Source organism: Comamonas koreensis (genome assembly GCF_014076495.1).
GTDB lineage: Bacteria > Pseudomonadota > Gammaproteobacteria > Burkholderiales > Burkholderiaceae_C > Comamonas > Comamonas squillarum.
Genome location: NZ_CP043575.1, coordinates 1,816,193 through 1,835,911, shown reverse-complemented (window position 1 = coordinate 1,835,911; position 19,719 = coordinate 1,816,193). Strand labels below are relative to the sequence as shown.

The 19,719-nt window shown below is 63.0% G+C and carries 18 protein-coding genes; 8 read left to right on the top strand and 10 right to left on the bottom strand.

The genetic code is table 11. The annotated features are described in order from the left end of the window. Window positions 1-180: 180 nt before the first annotated feature. The gene (locus F0Q04_RS08245; RefSeq protein WP_182345140.1) at window positions 181-1,515 is read right to left on the bottom strand and encodes a homoserine dehydrogenase; all 1,335 of its coding nucleotides are present in this window, start codon (window positions 1,513-1,515) and stop codon (window positions 181-183) included. Window positions 1,516-1,594: 79 nt separating this feature from the next. After that, a complete protein-coding gene (locus F0Q04_RS08240) occupies window positions 1,595-2,890 on the bottom strand; it encodes a pyridoxal phosphate-dependent aminotransferase (protein ID WP_116924782.1) in 1,296 nt (431 codons plus the stop codon). A gap of 196 nt (window positions 2,891-3,086) precedes the next feature. Here F0Q04_RS08240 and F0Q04_RS08235 point away from each other — a divergent pair, with 196 nt between their 5' ends. From F0Q04_RS08235 to F0Q04_RS08225, 3 genes are all read left to right on the top strand, one after another. After that, window positions 3,087-3,467 carry an Mth938-like domain-containing protein gene (locus F0Q04_RS08235; protein WP_116924781.1) on the top strand — a complete coding sequence of 127 codons (381 nt, stop codon included), beginning with the start codon at window positions 3,087-3,089 and terminating at the stop codon, window positions 3,465-3,467. A gap of 154 nt (window positions 3,468-3,621) precedes the next feature. Beyond that, window positions 3,622-4,110, top strand: a complete 489-nt coding sequence (locus F0Q04_RS08230; RefSeq protein WP_021025569.1) for a peroxiredoxin — start codon at window positions 3,622-3,624, stop codon at window positions 4,108-4,110. Between the two features lie 289 nt (window positions 4,111-4,399). Beyond that, entirely contained in the window at window positions 4,400-6,181 is a 1,782-nt protein-coding gene (locus F0Q04_RS08225; protein ID WP_182345139.1) for a PhoH family protein, read from the top strand. 107 nt (window positions 6,182-6,288) lie between these two features. Here F0Q04_RS08225 and F0Q04_RS08220 read toward each other — a convergent pair whose 3' ends face one another. Further along, on the bottom strand, window positions 6,289-7,980 hold the full coding sequence (locus tag F0Q04_RS08220; RefSeq protein WP_182345138.1) for a thiamine pyrophosphate-binding protein: 1,692 nt from the start codon (window positions 7,978-7,980) through the stop codon (window positions 6,289-6,291). A 361-nt stretch (window positions 7,981-8,341) separates the two neighbouring features. Further along, window positions 8,342-9,874, bottom strand: a complete 1,533-nt coding sequence (locus F0Q04_RS08215) for an aldehyde dehydrogenase family protein (RefSeq protein WP_182345137.1) — start codon at window positions 9,872-9,874, stop codon at window positions 8,342-8,344. Between the two features lie 284 nt (window positions 9,875-10,158). Here F0Q04_RS08215 and F0Q04_RS08210 point away from each other — a divergent pair, with 284 nt between their 5' ends. Then, the gene (locus F0Q04_RS08210; RefSeq protein ID WP_021028349.1) at window positions 10,159-11,061 is read left to right on the top strand and encodes a LysR substrate-binding domain-containing protein; all 903 of its coding nucleotides are present in this window, start codon (window positions 10,159-10,161) and stop codon (window positions 11,059-11,061) included. Window positions 11,062-11,094: 33 nt separating this feature from the next. On the opposite strand, the gene dnaB is transcribed toward F0Q04_RS08210, so the two are convergent. The 5 genes from dnaB to rpsF all read right to left on the bottom strand — a co-directional run bounded on the left by dnaB (window position 11,095) and on the right by rpsF (window position 14,113). Continuing rightward, the gene (dnaB, locus tag F0Q04_RS08205) at window positions 11,095-12,507 is read right to left on the bottom strand and encodes a replicative DNA helicase (protein WP_021028348.1); all 1,413 of its coding nucleotides are present in this window, start codon (window positions 12,505-12,507) and stop codon (window positions 11,095-11,097) included. 166 nt (window positions 12,508-12,673) lie between these two features. Then, window positions 12,674-13,126 (bottom strand): 50S ribosomal protein L9, encoded by a 453-nt coding sequence (gene rplI / locus F0Q04_RS08200; protein WP_116924777.1) that lies wholly within the window; start codon window positions 13,124-13,126, stop codon window positions 12,674-12,676. A gap of 11 nt (window positions 13,127-13,137) precedes the next feature. Continuing rightward, window positions 13,138-13,419, bottom strand: coding sequence for a 30S ribosomal protein S18 (rpsR, locus tag F0Q04_RS08195; RefSeq protein WP_021028346.1), 282 nt, complete (start codon window positions 13,417-13,419; stop codon window positions 13,138-13,140). Between the two features lie 11 nt (window positions 13,420-13,430). Continuing rightward, the gene (gene priB, locus F0Q04_RS08190) at window positions 13,431-13,727 is read right to left on the bottom strand and encodes a primosomal replication protein N (RefSeq protein WP_116924776.1); all 297 of its coding nucleotides are present in this window, start codon (window positions 13,725-13,727) and stop codon (window positions 13,431-13,433) included. Between the two features lie 11 nt (window positions 13,728-13,738). Then, the gene (gene rpsF / locus F0Q04_RS08185; protein ID WP_021028344.1) at window positions 13,739-14,113 is read right to left on the bottom strand and encodes a 30S ribosomal protein S6; all 375 of its coding nucleotides are present in this window, start codon (window positions 14,111-14,113) and stop codon (window positions 13,739-13,741) included. A gap of 253 nt (window positions 14,114-14,366) precedes the next feature. Between rpsF and grpE the strand changes: the two genes are divergently transcribed. From grpE to dnaJ, 4 genes are all read left to right on the top strand, one after another. Further along, entirely contained in the window at window positions 14,367-14,903 is a 537-nt protein-coding gene (gene grpE, locus F0Q04_RS08180; protein ID WP_116924775.1) for a nucleotide exchange factor GrpE, read from the top strand. 110 nt (window positions 14,904-15,013) lie between these two features. Further along, a complete protein-coding gene (dnaK, locus tag F0Q04_RS08175; RefSeq protein ID WP_182345136.1) occupies window positions 15,014-16,942 on the top strand; it encodes a molecular chaperone DnaK in 1,929 nt (642 codons plus the stop codon). A gap of 157 nt (window positions 16,943-17,099) precedes the next feature. Further along, window positions 17,100-17,441 (top strand): DUF7709 family protein, encoded by a 342-nt coding sequence (locus tag F0Q04_RS08170; RefSeq protein WP_116924773.1) that lies wholly within the window; start codon window positions 17,100-17,102, stop codon window positions 17,439-17,441. A 24-nt stretch (window positions 17,442-17,465) separates the two neighbouring features. After that, on the top strand, window positions 17,466-18,596 hold the full coding sequence (gene dnaJ / locus F0Q04_RS08165) for a molecular chaperone DnaJ (protein ID WP_021028340.1): 1,131 nt from the start codon (window positions 17,466-17,468) through the stop codon (window positions 18,594-18,596). Window positions 18,597-18,698: 102 nt separating this feature from the next. On the opposite strand, the gene F0Q04_RS08160 is transcribed toward dnaJ, so the two are convergent. Next, on the bottom strand, window positions 18,699-19,688 hold the full coding sequence (locus tag F0Q04_RS08160) for a DUF4349 domain-containing protein (protein ID WP_182345135.1): 990 nt from the start codon (window positions 19,686-19,688) through the stop codon (window positions 18,699-18,701). Window positions 19,689-19,719: the final 31 nt, after the last annotated feature.

Sequence of the window (19,719 nt, the reverse complement as noted above, 5' to 3'; positions counted from 1 at the left end):
ATTATTTAGAAAAATAATGACGTGAACAAATACCCACAAGTAACAGAATGATGCGGATGTGTTCGCAGCCGTTGGGCCCAAAAAGGCAAAACCGCCTGGGCCGAATCGGCCACAGGCGGTTGGGTAGGCGGCAGGCGCCGGGCGGTGCGACCTGCGGCCGCAGCGGCTCTAGCGCTCGGCTTAGTTCAGCTCTTCCTTGCGGATACGGGTGATCGGCGCCAGCACGGTGGGCAGGCCCTGGATTTCGGCGAGCGCCTTGTCCATATCGCCTTCGCGCGTGTCGTGCGTGAGGATGATCAGGTCGGTCTGGGTCGAGCCTTCGCCACCGACTTCGTCGGCTTCGCGCTGCAGCACCGCATCGATGCTGATGCCGGCGCCCGCCAGCAGACCGGTGACCTTGGCCAGCACGCCAGCCTCATCGGCCACGCGCATGCGCAGGTAGTAGCTGGTGGTGATATCGGCCATCGGCAGCACGGGCAGCTCCTGCCCCGCTTCGCGCAAGGTGCTGCTCTGGAAGGCCAGTGGCGGCACGCGGTGGGCCACATCGGCGCCTTCGAGGCGGGCAATGTCGACCAGGTCGGCGATCACGGCCGAGGCGGTGGGCTCGGAGCCTGCACCCTTGCCGTAGTACAGGGTCGTGCCCACGGCATCGCCATGCACCACCACGGCATTCATCGCGCCTTCCACATTGGCGATCAGGCGCTTGGTGGGCACCAACGAGGGGTGCACCCGCAGCTCGATGCCCTTGTCGGTGCGCTTGGTGATGCCCAGGAGCTTGATGCGGTAGCCCAGCTGCTCGGCATAGCGGATATCGACCGACGACAGCTTGGTGATGCCCTCGACATAGGCCTTGTCGAACTGCACCGGCACGCCAAAGGCGATGGCGCTCATCAAGGTGACCTTGTGGGCGGCGTCCACGCCTTCGATGTCAAAGGTCGGGTCGGCTTCGGCGTAGCCCAGGCGCTGCGCCTCTTTGAGCACCACGTCAAAGTCCAGGCCCTTGTCGCGCATCTCGGAGAGGATGAAGTTGGTGGTGCCGTTGATGATGCCGGCAATCCACTGGATCTGGTTGGCGGTCAGGCCTTCGCGCAGCGCCTTGATGATCGGGATGCCACCGGCCACGGCCGCTTCGTAGGCCACCATCACGCCCTTGTCGGCCGCTGCCTTGAAAATCTCCGAGCCATGCACGGCCAGCAAGGCCTTGTTGGCCGTCACCACATGCTTGCCCGCGGCAATGGCCTCCAGCACCAGGGCCTTGGCAATGCCGTAACCACCGATCAACTCGATGACCACATCGATGTCGGGATTGGCGATCACCTCGCGCGCGTCCTTGACAACGACGGCCTGGTCACCCACCACCGAACGGGCACGGGCTTCGTCCAGATCGGCCACCATGGTCACGGCAATATCACGGCCAGCGCGGCGGCGAATCTCGTCATGGTTACGTTGCAACACGTTGAAGACACCACTACCGACGGTGCCGATGCCCAACAAGCCTACTTGGATCGGTTTCATAAATTCTCTTGGATACGTTGAATAACCAACCAGGCGCCCAGCCGGACGCCTGTTGTTGTCAGATAGGAAAAGCGGCGACTCAGGCAGCGGATTTTTCTGCCTTGGTCTTGACCAGCTTGATATCGGCCTTATGGGCTTGCGCAAGCTGCTCGGTTCCGTGGCGAAGGCGGTACTTGGCCAGGAAGGCGGCCAGGCGGTTGATCGCTTCGCGCAGGTCCGCCTCATGGGGCAGGAACACAATGCGGAAATGGTCAGGCCGTGGCCAGTTGAAGCCGGTGCCCTGGACCAGCATCACGCGGGTCTCCTTGAGCACCTGCAGGAAGAATTCCTGGTCGTCCTCGATCGGGTAGACCGCAGGGTCGAGCTTGGGGAACATGTAGAGCGCGCCCTGGGGCTTGACGCAGCTGACACCGGGGATGGCATTGATCAGCTCCCAGGCCAGGTCACGCTGTTTGCGCAGGCGCCCGCCCTCTTGCACCAGCTCGTCAATGCTCTGGTGGCCGCCCAGCGCGGTCTGCACGGCCCACTGGCCGGGCACATTGGCGCACAGGCGCATGTTCGAGAGCATGTTCAAGCCCTCGATATAGTCGGCAGCGCCACTCTTGTCGCCAGAGATCACCATCCAGCCTGCGCGGTAGCCGCAGCTGCGGTAGGCCTTGGAGAGCGAATTGAAGGTGATGGTCAGCACATCCTGCGACAGCGAAGCCATCGGCGTGTGCTTGGCGTCGTCATACAGCACCTTGTCATAGACCTCATCGGCAAAGATGACCAAGCCATGCTCACGCGCGATCTGCACGATGTCACGCAGCAGTGCGTCGGAATACAGCGCACCGGTGGGGTTGTTGGGGTTGATGACCACGATGCCCTTGGTGCGGGGCGTGATCTTGGCGCGGATGTCCGCCAGGTTGGGCATCCAGCCGTTTTCCTCGTCGCATAGGTAGTGCACCGGGGTGCCGCCCGACAGACTGGTGGCGGCCGTCCACAGCGGGTAGTCGGGGGCCGGCAGCAGCATTTCGTCGCCGGTATCGAGCAGCGCATTGGTGGCCAGGCTGATCAGCTCGGAGGCGCCATTGCCCAGGTAGATGTCGTCCAGACCCACGCCCTTGATGCCCAGGCGCTGGGTTTCGTGCATCACCGCCTTGCGCGCGGCAAAGATGCCCTTGCTGTCGGAGTAGCCTGCCGAGTTGGGCAGGTTGCGGATCATGTCCTGCTGCACCTCTTCAGGGGCATCGAAGCCGAACACCGCCAGGTTGCCGATGTTGAGCTTGGTGATCTTCTGTCCTTCGTCCTCCATCCGCTTCGCCGCGTCCATGATCGGCCCTCGAATGTCGTAACACACATTGGCCAGCTTGGCGGATTTTTGAATCGTCTTCATGACAGAAACCACTACCTCTGAAAACACGGGATTGCAGCCGGCTGGCAACCATGCCAATACCTCGAACCCACAACCCAACTAGGTGAAAACTATAATTTGACCACAGATCCTTGCGTTGATCGCCCTGTAGTGGCTCCCAGTGCCTGCGGCACCGGGCCCTGCCCTGTCCTTGCCCCGTTTGCCGAAAGCCCGCGCCATGAAGTTCCAGCCAGATAAATCCGACACCTTGACCATCACAGGCTATGGCCCGGGCTGGCTGGCCGTGGACCAGCAGTCCTACGCATACAGCCTGGTGGTCGGCTCCAACGGTACCTTGCAGCGCTGGGATTGCGCGCGCTTCGAAGACCTGGGGCCCGCCCATTTCGCCCAGCTGGCGGAGGCCGATGTTGAAACGGTCATTTTCGGCAGTGGCAATCGGTTACGTTTTCCTTCGCCGGCCTGGCTCGCTCCGCTGATTGCAAAACGTATCGGCTTCGAGACCATGGATACGCCCGCTGCATGCCGTACCTACAACGTATTGGCTGGTGAAGGACGCAAGGTCTTGCTGGCTGTGCTGCTGGAGGCTCCTGCGCTATAACCACAATCGATAGCCTGTGTTTATCAGTGGGGCTCGATAAATATTTCGATTCGGGTTAAAATACTCGCTTGCGGCCGCGGGCCTGAATAACAACTAGATGAATACTTTGATTCCTGCGGCCTTTTTGCGATTACTCCGGAGAAAATAGAGAGCTATGGCTGTTGTTGTCAACAAACCCTTGCCAGAATTTGAAGCACAAGCGACGGGAGGCCTGAAGGTCTCCAATGCGTCGCATCAGGGGCAAATTCTGGTGCTGTACTTCTACCCCAAGGATAACACCCCCGGTTGTACCACCGAAGCCATGCAGTTCCGCGACAAGTACGCGGATTTTGTCAAGGCTGGTGCAGCCGTCTTCGGCGTGTCGCGCGACAACATGAAGTCGCACGACGACTTCAAGGAAAAGCTCGAACTGCCCTTCGAGCTGATCGCTGATACCGAAGAGAAGCTGTGCCACATGTTCGGCGTCGTCAAGAACAAGATCATGTACGGCAAGAAGGTCAAGGGCATCGAGCGCTCGACCTTCCTGGTCGGCCCTGATGGCATCTTGGTGCAAGAATGGCGCGGCCTGAAGGTGCTGGGCCATGTCGAAGAAGTGCTCAAGGCCGTCAAGTCGATGAAGGCTGCGCAAAAGAAGGCTGCCTAAGCCGCTGCGCCAGGCGGCGACCGTGCGGCGGCGCGCGATCTGCGGATGCGCGCCGTTGCTGTTTCCGTCTTTCTGGGCCGACACCGCGATCCATGACTGCGATTGCTGGTTTCGGGACGCCCAGAATGTGCATAATGGGCTCCATATGTATGTGAGTCCGGATTGTTCTGTCATTCCCCATGAAAAAGGCTGTCTTGCTTGCGAGATGGCCTTTTTTGCATCCGGGGTGGCAGGCGTTCGGAGTGAGTTCGCCCATTTGGCGAGTGTTTAGATAAAGGCCCCGAGCTCCATGCCCTTGCCTCCCGCACCTACCCGCCGTGGCAGCCAGCTATCCGCTGGTGACTTTTCCGCCAAGACCAACACCCCATCCCGTGCATCCGCGGCCGCTGCGCGCGATGAACAAGACAACGATCTTCTAGACCTGGACACGGCGCCCGCCACCGTGGCCGCAAGCCCTGCGCCGCGCCGTGGCACGCAAGCCGCTGCCGCGCCCAGGACCAGCAGCCGCAGCAAGAAAGCGGCGGCCGCCCCTGCTCCCGTGCAAGCCCCAGCGCCCGTGGCCGCAAGCGCCAAGGCGCCAGCAGCAGCCAAGCCTGCGCAACCGGCCCGCAGCCCTGCCGTGGCCGAAGCCAGCCCGGTGCTGGCTAGCAAACCTGCCAAGGCCACCAAGCCGCGCAGCGACAAGGCCAAGCTCTTTGTGCTCGACACCAATGTGCTGCTGCATGACCCCAGCAGCCTGTTCCGCTTTGAAGAGCACGACATCTACCTGCCGATGATCGTGCTCGAAGAGCTCGACGGCCACAAGAAGGGCATGACCGAAGTGGCCCGCAACGGCCGGCAGGCCAGCCGCACGCTCGACGCGCTGGTGGCCAGCCAGGAAGCGCACCTGGCCCAGGGCATTCGCCTCGATGCCACCGGCCAGAAGGGCGCCAGCGGCTGCCTGTTCTTCCAGACCGAGCCGCTGAACTACCAGCTGCCCCAGAGCCTGCCCCAGGGCAAGGCCGACAACCAGATCCTGGGCGTGGTCGAGGCCCTGCGCCAGCGCCACCCTGACCGGCCCGTCGTGCTGGTGTCCAAGGACATCAACATGCGCGTCAAGGCGCGCGCACTGGGCCTGGAGGCCGAGGACTACCAGAACGACAAGACGCTGGAAGACGGCGACCTGCTCTACACCGGCATGCTGCAGCTGCCGCTGGATTTCTGGGCCAAGGTCGGCAAGAAGGTCGAGAGCTGGCAGTCGGGTGCGTCCACCTGCTACCGCATCAGCGGCGCCATCACCCAGCAGCTGCACATCAATCAGTTCGTCTTCTACGAGGCACCGGGCGAGAACAGCCTGTTTGCCCGCGTGATCGAGATCCGCGACAAGACCGCCGTGCTCGAGACGCTGAAGGACTACGGCCACCAGAAGAACAATGTGTGGGGCGTGACCACGCGCAACCGTGAGCAGAACTTCGCGATGAACCTGCTGATGGACCCGGATGTGGACTTTGTCACCCTGGCTGGTACGGCAGGCACCGGCAAGACCTTGATGGCCTTGGCCGCCGGTCTGAACCAGGTGCTCGACGAGCGCCGCTACACCGAGATCATCATGACCCGCGCCACCGTGAGCGTAGGCGAGGACATCGGTTTTCTGCCCGGCACCGAAGAAGAGAAGATGGGCCCCTGGATGGGCGCGCTGGATGACAACCTGGAGTTCCTGGCCAAGGGCGACGGCGGCAACCCCGGTGAATGGGGGCGCTCTGCCACCAATGACCTGATCCGCAGCCGCATCAAGATCAAGAGCATGAACTTCATGCGCGGCCGCACCTTCCTGAACAAGTACGTGATCATCGACGAGGCGCAGAACCTGACCCCCAAGCAGATGAAGACCCTGATCACCCGTGCCGGCCCCGGCACCAAGATCATCTGCATGGGCAACCTGGCCCAGATCGACACGCCCTACCTGACCGAAGGCTCTTCGGGCCTGACCTATGTGGTGGACCGCTTCAAGGGCTGGCCACACAGCGGCCACATCACGCTGGCACGCGGTGAGCGCTCGCGCCTGGCCGACTTTGCCAGCGATGTGCTGTAAACCACTTTAGGTTGCAGCGGGGGCTTTGTAGCCGCTGCCAACGCGCCTAAGCACAAAAGGCACCGAGTCTCCACTCGGTGCCTTTTTTTCGTGCCTTCAGCCTGCGTTTAAACGCCGGTGCCGCGGATCTGGTCCAGGCTGCGCGCCGGCGTGATCGCCTGCGGATCGAGCTTGCAGTGCAGGATCACCGGCAGCTGGTGCTGTTCCGCCCAGCTGCGCATGGCAGCGAGCGCGGGCGCAAAGTCTTCGGTCTTCTCGACCAGGGCGGCATTGCCGCCGAAGGCCTTGGCATAGGCGACAAAGTCGGGGTTGCGCAGCTCGGTGGCGCTGACCCGATGGGGGTAGTCGCGCTCCTGGTGCATGCGGATGGTGCCGTACATGCCGTTGTCGATCAGCAGCACGATGACCGGCAACTGGTACTGCACGGCGGTCGCAAACTCTTGGCCATGCATCAGAAAGTCGCCATCGCCGGCAATGCAGACGACGCTGCGCCGCTTGTCCAGGCGCTTGGCGCCCACGGCGGCCGGCAAGCCATAGCCCATGCTGCCGCTGGTGGGAGCGAGCTGGCTGCCGTAGTGCGTAAACGGCCAGAAGCGGTGCACCCAGGTGGCAAAGTTGCCCGCGCCATTGCACCAGACCGTGTCGGCCGGCAGCACCTCGCGCAGATGGGCCATCAGCTGGCCCATCTGCAGCGCGCCAGGCACCTGGATGGGCGCAGGATTGCTCCATGCCAGGTAGTCGGCATGGGCCTGCTGCACCAGCGCCTGGCGCTCGGCGCGCGGCGCGGCGGCAGGCTGGCGTGCCAGGGCTGCGCAAAAGGAGTCGGGCGCCGCCACCACCGCCTGGTCAGCCTGGTAGACCCGGCCCAGTTCATCGGGATCCGGATGCACATGGATGAGCCGCTGGCCGCTGCTGGCCGGAATGCCCAAGAGGCTGTAGCCCTGCGATGGCACCTCGGACATGCGACCGCCCAGCAGCACGACCAGATCCGCCTGCTTGATGCGCTCGATCAGCTTGGGGTTCACGCCCAGGCCCACATCGCCGGCATAGTTGCCGTGGTGGGCGGGGAACACCATCTGGCGGCGGAAGGAGCAAGCCACCGGCACGGCATGGGCGGCGGCAAAGGCGGCGATATCCGCATGGGCCTGCGCAGTCCAGCGCGAGCCACCGGCAATGATGATGGGGTTTTGCGCGGCGGCCAGCTGGGCCACGACGGCAGCCACATCGGCATCGGCCGCATGGGCGGGCGCAGGCTGGTAGCGGCGCGCATCGGGCACGCTGACGGTGTCGCGCAGCATGTCTTCGGGCAGCGCAATCACCACCGGGCCGGGGCGGCCGCTGGTGGCCACGGCAAAGGCACGGGCAATGGTCTCGGGGATGCGCGCCGCATCATCGATCTCGGTCGCCCACTTGACCATGCTGCCAAACACCGCGCGGTAGTCCAGCTCCTGGAAGGCCTCGCGGCCGCGCGCCGAGCGCTCGATCTGGCCGACGAAGAGGATCATCGGCGTGGAGTCCTGCATCGCAATGTGCAAGCCGGCCGAGGCATTGGTAGCACCTGGCCCGCGCGTGACCATGCAGATCCCCGGCTGGCCCGTGAGCTTGCCCTGGGCTTCGGCCATCATCGCGGCGCCGCCCTCCTGGCGGCAGATCGTCGTCTCGATGGGCGCGTCATAGAGCGCATCGAGCACCGCCAGAAAGCTCTCGCCCGGCACCGTGAAAATCTGCTGCACGCCGTGCACCAGCAGCTGGTCCACCACCAGCTGGCCACCGGTGCGTGTTGCTTGCTTGTCTGCCATGTCTTGTCTCCTTGGTCTTGTCATCGATGCGCCAGAAGCGGGGCATTGGACCCGATCTGGCCTGGCTACACATTGCGCCAGCGCAGCAAATGGCTGCGCAGCGCCACAAATAACGGCAGCATCGGATGCAACAAGGGCTGGCCTGCAACGGTGGCAGGCCAGCCCTTGGCAGATGCTGGTGGGGTTGGAGACAGGAGCGTCAAGCCCCTGTCTGGGTGGGAAGCCGCATGGGGCACCCGCATATCAGTGGCCTGCGCTGGCAGCACACACCGGGCGGCGCAGTGGCCGCCCCGGTGGCGAAACCTGCAGGCCCGGGCAGCGGGCAGCATGCCCACGGCGCCAGCCTGCGGCTGCCCACTCATCACACGTCAAAGCGCACGCCTTGCGCCAGTGGCAGCGCGCCACTGTAGTTGATGGTGTTGGTGGCGCGGCGCATATAGCCTTTCCAGGCGTCCGAGCCCGATTCACGGCCGCCTCCCGTTTCCTTCTCGCCACCAAAGGCGCCACCGATTTCCGCGCCCGAGGTGCCGATATTGACGTTGGCAATACCGCAGTCGCTGCCGGCGGGCGACATGAAGCGCTCTGCATCGCGCAGGTCACTGGTGAAGATGGCGGACGACAGGCCCTGGGGCACCGCATTCTGCACCGCGATCGCGTCGTCGGCGCTGCCTTCGTAGGTGACGATGTAGAGGATGGGCGCAAAGGTTTCGTGCTCCATCACCTTGGTCTGCGCAGGCATCTTCACCAGAGCCGGGCGCACATAGTAGGCGTCCTGGCCCAGGTCTTCGCGCTCGCGCTGGCCGCCGATGACGGTGCCGCCCTCGTCCTTGGCCTGGGCCAGTGCGGCCTGCATGCCGTCGAACGAGGCCTTGTCGATCAGCGGACCCACCAAAGTGCCGTCGGTCAGCGGGTCACCCACGGTGACGCTGCCGTAGATCTTTTCCAGGCGTGTCACCAGCTGGTCGGCCACCGACTTGTGCACGATCAGGCGGCGCAAGGTGGTGCAACGCTGGCCGGCAGTACCGACGGCTGCAAAGGTGATGGCGCGGGCGGCCAGCTCCAGGTCGGCCGACGGCGTGACGATCATCGCGTTGTTGCCACCCAGCTCCAGGATGGAGCGGCCAAAGCGCTCGGCCACCTTGACGCCGACCTGGCGGCCCATGCGGGTCGAACCGGTGGCGCTGACCACGGGCACCAGCGGGCTGTCCACCAGCACTTCGCCCACTTCACGGGCGCCAATCAGCAGCTGGGCCAGGCCCGCTGGCACGGCGCCGGGTTGCTCCTGGTTGAAGGCAGCCATCGTCTGCTCCAGCAGGTGCTGGCAGGCCACGGCCGTCAGCGGGGTCTTCTCGGAAGGCTTCCACACCACCGCGTCGCCGCAGACCAGCGCCAAAGCGCTGTTCCAGCACCAGACGGCCACGGGGAAGTTGAAGGCCGAGATGATGCCCACGACGCCCATCGGGTGCCAGGTTTCCATCATGCGGTGGCCGGGGCGCTCGCTGGCAATCGTCAGGCCATGGAGCTGGCGCGACAGGCCAACGGCAAAGTCGCAGATATCGATCATTTCCTGGACTTCGCCCAGGCCTTCGGAGGTGATCTTGCCCGCTTCAATCGACACCAAGGCGCCGAGTGCTGCCTTGTGCTGGCGCAGGGTCTGGCCAAAGCGGCGCACCAACTCGCCACGCACGGGGGCGGGCACGGTGCGCCACTGCAGGTAGGCCTGGTGGGCGGCGGCAATGGCGTCCTGCGCCTGTTGCGCGCTGTGGGCCTTCAACACGGCCAGGGTGGCGCCGTCGGCGGGCGAGCGGCTGGTGATGTCCTGGCCTGCCAGGGGCTGGAGGTCGAGCGCAAGCGCCTTGAGAATATCGTTCAAACGTTGGGTGGATTGCGTCATCGCTCGTCTTTCCTATTCACTATCACAACAGAAACTGTCCGGCCCTCAGTGCAGGCCCGGACCATGATGGGGGGTGCTGCCATCGCAGCTTAAAGCGCTGCGCGCCCGGACACGGGCACAGCGCTTTGTACACCCTGCCCGTGACAGGGCTGCACAGGGCCCGCCTGCGGCAGTGCGCGGCGGGGGCAGAAGCACCAAACTTAAAAATACTATGTGAACTATCAGGAACAACAAAATGAGAAAATGGTGAGACATAGTGCGTTTTTTGAACAAAGTCCCCACCCATGCGCAACGCGATTCCCAATATCGGCCTGTTGATGGCTTTTGAAGCCTCGGCCCGGCACGGCAATTTCTCCCGCGCTGCCAATGAGTTAGCGTTGACCGCCAGTGCCGTCAGCCGCCATGTCGCGGCGCTGGAGGACCGGCTGGGGGTGCCGCTTTTTGTACGCCACAAACGCCGCGTCATGCTGACCGATGCGGGTAAACGATATGCGCAGCGTGTGCGTGTGCACCTCAACGGCCTGGAGCGCGATACGCAAGAGATCGCCAACAGCCGCGCCCAGGGCTATGCCATCCACCTGGCCGTCGTCTCCAGCTTTGCCACGCAGTGGCTGGTGCCCCGGCTGCCGGCCTTTGCGCAGCTGCACCCGGACATCCATGTGCACCTGTCGGTGCGCTCCGAGCCTTTTGCGTTCGAGGAAAGCGGTTTTGACGGAGCCATCTATTCGGGCGACGGCCTCTGGTCCAAGACCCAGGGGCAGCGCATTGCCCGCGATGGCGCCTGCATCCCCGTCTGCAGCCCGGCCTTTGCAGCGCAGCATGCGCTGGCCACGCAGGAGGACTGGCAGCCGCTGGTGCACATCGGGCTGGAGAGCCGGCCCGCTGCCTGGCGCGACTGGTACAACGGCCTGGGCTGGGACTACTCGGTGCAGGCCTCGCGCGGGCCGCGCTATGAGCTGTTCTCGATGGTCATCATGGCGGCCGCCGCCGGCCTGGGCGTGGGCCTGGTGCCCGAGGTGCTGGTGCAACCGGCGCTTGATGCGGGCCAGCTGATCCCCGCCCATACCCAGACCTTGCCGGGCACGCAAAGCTACTGGTTCAGCTACCCCACCTACCGCGAACCGTCGGCCGCACTGCAGGCTTTTGAGCAATGGGTGCTCCAGCAAAGCCAGGGGCAGCAGGACTGAGCCCCACCCCAGCCTGCCCGGCGCTGGCGTGCATCAATAGTCGTCGCCGCCCACCGCCAGATTTTCAAAGCGGGTCTGGTTCTTCTGGAAGAACAGCTTGACCGTGCCGGTCGGGCCGTTACGCTGCTTGCCGATGATGACCTCGGCCACATTGGGCTCATTGCTCTCCTTGTTGTAGTAGTCATCGCGGTAGATGAACATGATGATGTCCGCATCCTGCTCGATGGCGCCCGATTCGCGCAGGTCGGACATCATCGGGCGCTTGTCGGTACGCTGCTCGACCGAGCGGTTGAGCTGCGACAGCGCAATCACCGGGCATTGCAGCTCCTTGGCCAGCATCTTCAATCCGCGCGAGATTTCACCGAGCTCCGTCGCCCGGTTGTCCGAGCTGGCGGCCGAGCCCGAGCCGCTCATCAACTGCAGGTAGTCGACCACGATCAGGCCAAGCTTGCCGCACTGGCGGGCCAGGCGGCGCGAGTTGGCGCGCAGCTCCGACGGCGTCAGGCCCGGGGTCTCATCGATGTGCAGCGAGACCGTGCGCAGCCGCTCGATCGCCTCGGACAGGCGCGGCCACTCCTCATCGGTCAGCTTGCCGGTACGCAGATTGCCCTGGTTGACCCGGCCAATCGAGCCGACGATACGCACCGCCAATTGGGCGGCACCCATTTCCATTGAGAAGATGGCTACCGGCAGGCCTTCATTGAGCGCCACATGCTCGGCAATGTTCACCGCGAACGAGGTCTTGCCCATCGAGGGGCGCGCGGCCAGCACCACCAGGTCACCGGCCTGCAGGCCGCTGGTCATGCGGTCCAGGTCGGCAAAGCCGGTGGGCACACCGGTCACATCGACCGGGTTGTCCGCCATCTCCTGCACCCGGTCGAGCAGATCCACGACCAGGTTGTCCAGCGACTGGAAGCCCTGCTTCATGCGCGAGCCCTCTTCGCCAATGGCAAAGATCTTCTGCTCGGCTTCGTCCAGAATGCGGTCCACCGTCTTGCCCTGCTGGTTGAAGGCATTGGTAGCGATCTCGTCGCTGGCGGTGACCAGCTTGCGCAGGATCGAGCGCTCGCGCACGATTTCGCCATAGCGGCGGATATTGGTGGCGCTGGGCACATACTGGGCCAGCTGGTTCAGGTAGGCCAGTCCGCCCACCTCTTCGGCCTTGCCGATGCTTTGCAGGTGCTCATAGACCGTGATCACATCGGCGGGCTTGCCGGCATTGATCATGCTGGCCATGGCCGCGAAGATCAGCTTGTGCTCATGGCGGTAGAAGTTGTCTTCGGCCAGCACATCGCCCACCCGGTCCCAGGCGTTGTTGTCCAGCAGCAGCCCCCCCAGCACGCTGGACTCCGACTCGATCGAATGCGGCGGAATGCGCAGCTGCGCCACCTGCTTGTCGGGGGTGATGAAGGCAGTGTCATCCAGGGGGGGAAAGGTCTCTGACATGGGAAATCCAAATGAGCAAACGCTGGCCCGGCAGCCAGCAATCCGCAAGAATAGCGCAGATGCCGCGCAAGGCTGGCAGCGACAAACAAAACCCGCATCCCGGAAACGCTGCGGCCGGGAACGAAAAAGCCGCCCGAGGGCGGCTTGTCAACGCAGAGCGCAGGAATTAAACGTGTTCGCCGTAGACGGACACATTCACTTCCACCACCACGTCGGTGTGCAGAGCCACTTCCACAGCGGTCTCGCTCACGGTCTTGATAGGACCGTTGGGCAGACGCACTTGCGACTTGACCACTTGGAAGCCCATCTTGCCCAGTTCATCAGCGATGTCGTGGTTGGTGACGGAGCCGAACAGACGGCCATCCACACCTGCCTTTTGGGTCAGCTTCACGGTCTGGCCGGACAGCTTCTCGCCTTGTGCTTGGGCAGCAGCCAGCTTTTCAGCAGCAGCCTTTTCCAGCTCAGCGCGCTTGGCTTCGAATTCAGCCTTGGCAGCTTCGGTAGCGCGGCGTGCGCGGCCCGAAGGGATCAGGAAGTTACGTGCGTAGCCGTCCTTGACCTTCACGATTTCACCCAGGTTGCCCAGGTTCACGACCTTGTCGAGCAGAATGATTTGCATGTTCGTGCTCCTTAGATCTTGTGTTGGTCAGAGTAAGGAACCATGGCCAGGAAGCGAGCGCGCTTGATGGCAGTGTTCAGCTGACGTTGGTAGATGGCGCGGGTGCCGGTCAGACGAGCGGGAATGATCTTGCCGTTTTCAGCAACGAAGTCACGCAGGGTGTCGACATCCTTGTAGTCGATTTCTTCGACGCCAGCCACGGTGAAGCGGCAGAAACGCTTGCGCTTGAACAGCAGCGACTGGGTGTTGCGCTTTGGGCGCTTGTCTTTGTTGAATTTCTTGAACGTGGCCATTTTCGGACCTCTCAATAAGTATCTTGTTGAATATCCTGGATGTGCAGAACCAGCGATTTGCTGTTGCGCGGTGTGGCCAAAAAGCCCTGGAATGTCCAGGTGCTCCCTACAGCCTGCCGAGCGATTCGCTCTGCCAGTGCACCAAAGGCAATCGCCTTGAGCACGGCATTGACTTGTCGGGGTTGGTCTGCTTCGGTCTGGGTGGAGCGGTGCTCCAGCACAACATCTACAGCAGGTAGCCCAGCCGGCGTGTATCGCAAAATCTTGATTTCAGCGATGACGGCGGTGACAAGTACGCGGTTCTCCACCTCCTGTGTGATTAACGCTCTGCAGCGGCGTGCTCAGCCTGGTTGGCCTTGCGCGCTTCTTCGCGTTCCACGGTCTTCATCATGGCCGAAGGAGCGGTGTCAGCCTTCTTCTTCTGCACAGTCAGTTGGCGCAGCACAGCGTCGTTGAACTTGAACGCGTGTTCCAGTTCAGCCATCACAGCCTGGTCGGCTTCGATATTCAGGCACAGATAGTGGGCCTTGGCCAGCTTGTTGATCATGTAGGCCAGTTGACGGCGGCCCCAGTCTTCAACGCGGTGGATCTTACCGCCGCCGGCGGTAATCATGCCTTTGTAACGCTCCAGCATAGCTGGAACTTGTTCGCTCTGATCGGGGTGGATCAGCAGCACGATCTCATAGTGACGCATGCAAACTCCTTGTGGATTGCGCCACCCGCTAGTGCACTTGATTGCAAATACAGCGCGGTGTGGCAAGGGAAACCAACGATTATACAAACCAATTCAAAAACCGTCAAACATGGTTTATAAACACGGGCCGCTGCAGACGCCTCGGCGTGCATCTTCCCAAGCGGAAATGCCAAATAAGCCCCTTGAAAAGCAAGGAAATGCCCCCAGGTGCGGCGACAAGAGTCCTTTTTGTTAACGAAATACGAACAGCACCATGTCAGACAACCTCCACCCCGAAGGCCAAAACCCCATGTCCGCCGAAGAGCTGGAAGCCGCTGCCGCTGCCAACCAGTCGCAACTGGAAGCAGAGCTGGCGGAGTTGAAGGCCAAGAATGCCGAGCTCGCCGACCAGTACCTGCGCGCCAAGGCAGAAGTTGAAAACGCGCGCCGCCGCGCCGATGACGAAGTGGCCAAGGCCCGCAAGTTCGGCGTCGAGAGCTTTGCCGAGAGCCTGCTGCCGGTGATCGACAGCCTCGATGCCGCGCTGGCGATCCAGAACGCCAGCCCCGAGCAACTGCGCGAAGGCTCGGACGCCACCTTGCGCCAGCTCGTCTCCGCACTGGAGCGCAACAAGGTGGTCGCGATCAACCCGGCTGCCGGCGACAAGTTCGACCCCCACCACCACCAGGCGATCTCGGCCGTGCCTGCGGCGCAGGACCCCAATACCGTGGTCGCCGTGCTGCAAAAGGGCTATGCCATTGCCGAGCGCGTGCTGCGCCCGGCGCTGGTGACCGTTGCGGCACCACAATAAAACGCAGCTCCCGGCTTTTTTGCGCTGCGCACTTGAACAACGGCCAAAAAGCCACAGATAACAGTCAATCAGGGCGGCTGAGCCGCCCCAACAAATACAGGAGTAGAGAAATGGGAAAGATTATCGGTATTGATTTGGGCACGACCAACAGCTGCGTGGCCGTGATGGAAGGCAACACCACCCGCGTGATCGAAAACAGCGAAGGTGCACGCACCACGCCTTCGATCGTTGCATACCAGGAAGACGGCGAAATCCTGGTGGGCGCTTCTGCCAAGCGCCAGGCCGTCACCAACCCCAAGAACACGATCTACGCTGCCAAGCGCCTGATCGGCCGCAAGTTTGACGAGAAGGAAGTGCAAAAGGACATCGACCTGATGCCTTTCCAGATCGTCAAGGCTGACAACGGCGACGCCTGGGTGCAAGTGCGTGACCAGAAGCTGGCCCCGCCACAGATCTCCGCAGAAGTGCTGCGCAAGATGAAGAAGACCGCCGAGGACTTCCTGGGCGAGCCCGTGACCGAAGCGGTGATCACCGTGCCTGCGTACTTCAACGACGCACAGCGCCAGGCCACCAAGGACGCTGGCCGTATCGCCGGTCTGGAAGTCAAGCGCATCATCAACGAACCGACCGCTGCAGCCCTGGCCTTCGGCCTGGACAAGGGCGGCAAGGGTGACCGCAAGATCGCCGTGTATGACCTGGGCGGCGGCACCTTTGACGTGTCCATCATCGAAATTGCCGATGTGGACGGCGAAAAGCAGTTCGAAGTGCTGTCGACCAATGGCGACACCTTCCTGGGCGGCGAAGACTTCGACCAACGCGTGATCGAATACATCATTGCCGAGTTCAAGAAAGAGCAAGGCGTGGACCTGTCCAAGGATGTGCTGGCGCTGCAACGCCTCAAGGAAGCGGCTGAAAAGGCCAAGATCGAGCTGTCGAGCTCGGCAGCGACCGACATCAACCTGCCCTACATCACCGCTGACGCTTCGGGCCCCAAACACCTGAACATCAAGCTCACCCGCGCCAAGCTCGAGAGCCTGGTCGACGAGCTGATCGAGCGCACCATCGCCCCTTGCCGCACCGCGATCAAGGACGCAGGCATCGCTGTGTCCGACATCGACGACGTGATTCTGGTGGGCGGCATGAGCCGTATGCCCAAGGTGCAAGAGAAGGTCAAGGAATTCTTCGGCAAGGACCCACGCAAGGACGTGAACCCTGACGAAGCCGTGGCCGTGGGCGCTGCCGTGCAAGGCCAGGTGCTGGGCGGTGACCGCTCCGACGTGCTGCTGCTGGATGTGACGCCTCTGTCCCTGGGTATCGAAACCCTGGGCGGCGTGATGACCAAGATGATCACGAAGAACACCACGATCCCGACCAAGTTCGCGCAGACCTACTCGACCGCCGAGGACAACCAGCCTGCCGTGACCATCAAGGTGTTCCAGGGTGAGCGTGAAATCGCCAGCGCCAACAAGCTGCTGGGCGAGTTCAACCTCGAAGGCATTCCAGCCGCACCCCGTGGCACGCCACAGATCGAGGTGACCTTCGACATCGATGCCAACGGTATCTTGAACGTCTCTGCCAAGGACAAGGGCACCGGCAAGGAAAACAAGATCACCATCAAGGCCAGCTCCGGTCTGTCCGAGGACGAGATCCAGAAGATGGTCAAGGACGCCGAGCTGAACGCCGCTGACGACAAGAAGAAGCTCGAGCTGGTGCAGGCCCGCAACCAAGGCGAAGCCGCTGTCCACAGCGTCAAGAAGAGCCTGGGCGAGCATGGCGACAAGCTCGATGCCGCTGAGAAGTCGGCCATCGACAGCGCGGTTCAAGCGCTGGAAGAAGCACTGAAGACCGAGGACAAGGACGCGATCGAAGCCAAGACTACGGCCTTGATGACCGCCAGCCAGAAGCTGGGCGAGAAGGTGTATGCCGACGCCCAGGCTGCACAGGCCGGAGCCGCCGGTGCAGCAGCTGGCGCGGCCGGCGCTGCGGCAGCCGATGACAATGTCGTCGACGCCGAAGTCAAGGAAGTCAAGAAGGACTAATCGCCTTCCGACTGGCCCACGCACCCATGCCGGAGTTCGCATTGCCGCACTCCGGCATGGCTTTTCTACAGAGTCGCTCTTTCTTCTGTAGCACGTAGCTCCGGTCAGTGGGCTGCAGGCCCAGTCTCCCTTTCACGCAAGCATCCAAAGGCACACGATGACATCTACTACAGCACCTGCGAGCGACGCACTGCATGTTGCAGAGCTCAGCCGTGTCAACCAGAAGATCACCGATGGCGCAGCAGACCTGCCCGCCGTCACGCTCAAGGACGGCAGCCGGGTGCAGACCGGCACCGTGGCCACCATGCTCTACAACATCGCGCTCTACAATGCCGGTGAGCGCGGCGCTGTTGAACAAGAGCTGAAGATGGCGATTCCCACCTTGTTCAAGGTGGGCTTGTTTGAGTTATTTCCACCGCAGCAATGGATTGACGGCGACAATCCCGGCCGCAGCTTTGTGGGCACCCATGCCCGGGCGTACCTGAACGCCGCTGGTTGACCCCCCACAGAATTCAAGAACACCATGTCCAAACGTGATTACTACGAAGTCCTTGGCCTGAGCAAATCCGCCACGGAAGTCGAAATCAAGACGGCCTACCGCAAGATGGCCATGAAGTACCACCCCGACCGCAACCAGGGCGACAAGGCCAAGGAAGCGGAAGAGAAGTTCAAGGAGTGCAAAGAAGCCTACGAAATGCTCTCCGACAGCCAAAAGCGTGGCGCCTACGACCAGTACGGCCACGCCGGGGTCGATCCCAATATGCGCTCGGGCATGGGCGGCGAGGGCTTTGGTGGTTTTGCCGAATCGTTTGGCGACATCTTTGGCGAGATGTTTGGCGGTGGGCGCCGTGGCGGCGGTGGCCCCCAGGTCTACCGTGGCAACGACCTGTCCTACGCGATGGACATCAGCCTTGAAGAGGCAGCCGCAGGCAAGAACGCGCAGATCAAGATTCCTTCGTGGGACGAGTGCGATACCTGCCACGGCAGCGGCGCCAAGCCCGGCACCCAGGTCAAGACCTGCAGCACCTGCCACGGCAGCGGCCAGGTGCAGATGCGCCAGGGCTTTTTCGCAGTGCAGCAGACCTGCCCGCACTGCCGGGGCACCGGCAAGATCATCCCCGAGCCCTGCACCAGCTGCCACGGCCAGGGCCGCACCAAGTCGCAAAAGACCTTGGAAGTGAGCATCCCTGCCGGCATCGACGACGGCATGCGCATCCGCTCCACCGGTGACGGCGAGCCTGGCCAAAATGGCGGCCCGCCCGGCGATCTGTATATCGAGATCCGCGTGCGCAAGCATGAGGTGTTCGAGCGCGATGGCGATGACCTGCACTGCGAAGTGCCGGTCAGCATGGTCACCGCTGCCTTGGGCGGCGAGATCGAAGTGCCTACGCTCAGTGGCAAGGCTGCGATTGACATCCCCGAAGGCACCCAGACCGGCAAGCAGTTCCGCCTGCGCGGCAAGGGCATCAAGGGCGTGCGCGCCAGCTACCCTGGTGACTTGTATGTGCACATCGTCGTCGAGACCCCCGTCAAGCTCACCGAGCACCAGCGCAAGCTGCTCAAGGAACTCGATGAATCGCTGAAAAAGGGCGGCGCCAAGCACACGCCCAACAACCAGTCCTGGGCCGACCGTCTGAAGAACCTGTTCACCTGATAGAAAGAAACGCCGCATCCATCCGATGCGGCGCCTCCTTCCTTCGCCAAGCCTAGCCAAGCACCCGCCTCGCTGGTGCTTTTTTCATGGCCGCTGCGCTTGTCAGTCTTGCTTTTCTGCCTGGTTTGCACGCTGCGCCCGCGCGGCGCTGCGGCGCATCCAGCGCCGGATGGCGAAGCGCAGCGGCAGCAGCACCACCAGCGCGAGCGCCAGCAGCCAGGGCAGCGACTGCGCCGCAGTCAGAATCAGCGACTGCACGCTGCGGGTCAGGCCATCCCAGCTGCGCTGCCAGGTTTGCTGCCAGGGGCTGTAGGTGCCGCTGACGATGGCGCGCGTGGGCTGGAAGCGCATCTGCACGAACTGCTTGGCGGTATCGCGCTGCAGCAGCGCGCGGTGCGTGTTGGACGCATCGATCTCGGCCTGCACTTGGGAGAGCGTGTCGCGGATGGCCATCAGGTCCTGCAGGCTGCGTTTGACATTCTTCTCCAGCATCAGCGCGCGCAGGCTGTCGCGGTATTCCGTGCGGTTCTTGATTTGTGCCTCCACATCGACCACCTCATAGGTCTTGTCCTCGGTCGTGGTCTGGTGGTTGAGCACGCGGGCCCCAGCGCCCAGCGACGCGGTCAGCGCAGCAAAGTCCTGAGGGCTGACCCGCATCGCCAGCATAGCCTCGGCCGCCGACTGCGGGGTTTCGCGGCGCAGCTGCGAGCCCTCGACATAGCAGTCCAGCCGCTCGCAACGCGCCTTGACCTCCTCCCACAGCGCGGCCAGATCGGCCGCCGGCGTCTCCACCTGGATGCGGTGGCTGATCGCCAAGAAGCGCTCGCTGGGCGCGGCCGCCCCGCCCTGGCCCATGGCCATATCGGCAGCGGGCGCTGCCTCCATCGTCGCCATCTTGGCCATGGAGCGGGCCGCCATAGGCGCTACCGGCGCGGGCGCAGCCGGGGTGGCCATGTGGGCCTCGGCCGTCGATGCGCCCTGCCCGGCATCTGGCGAGCAGCCGGCCAGCAGGGCCGCCACCGCGATGGCAACGGCCGCCAGGCCACCAGGACGCGCATTGAACAGGCCAACAGAAGGGGAGCGAGAAAACATGGGTGATTCCGTTTCTAGAGCATCGCTGCTT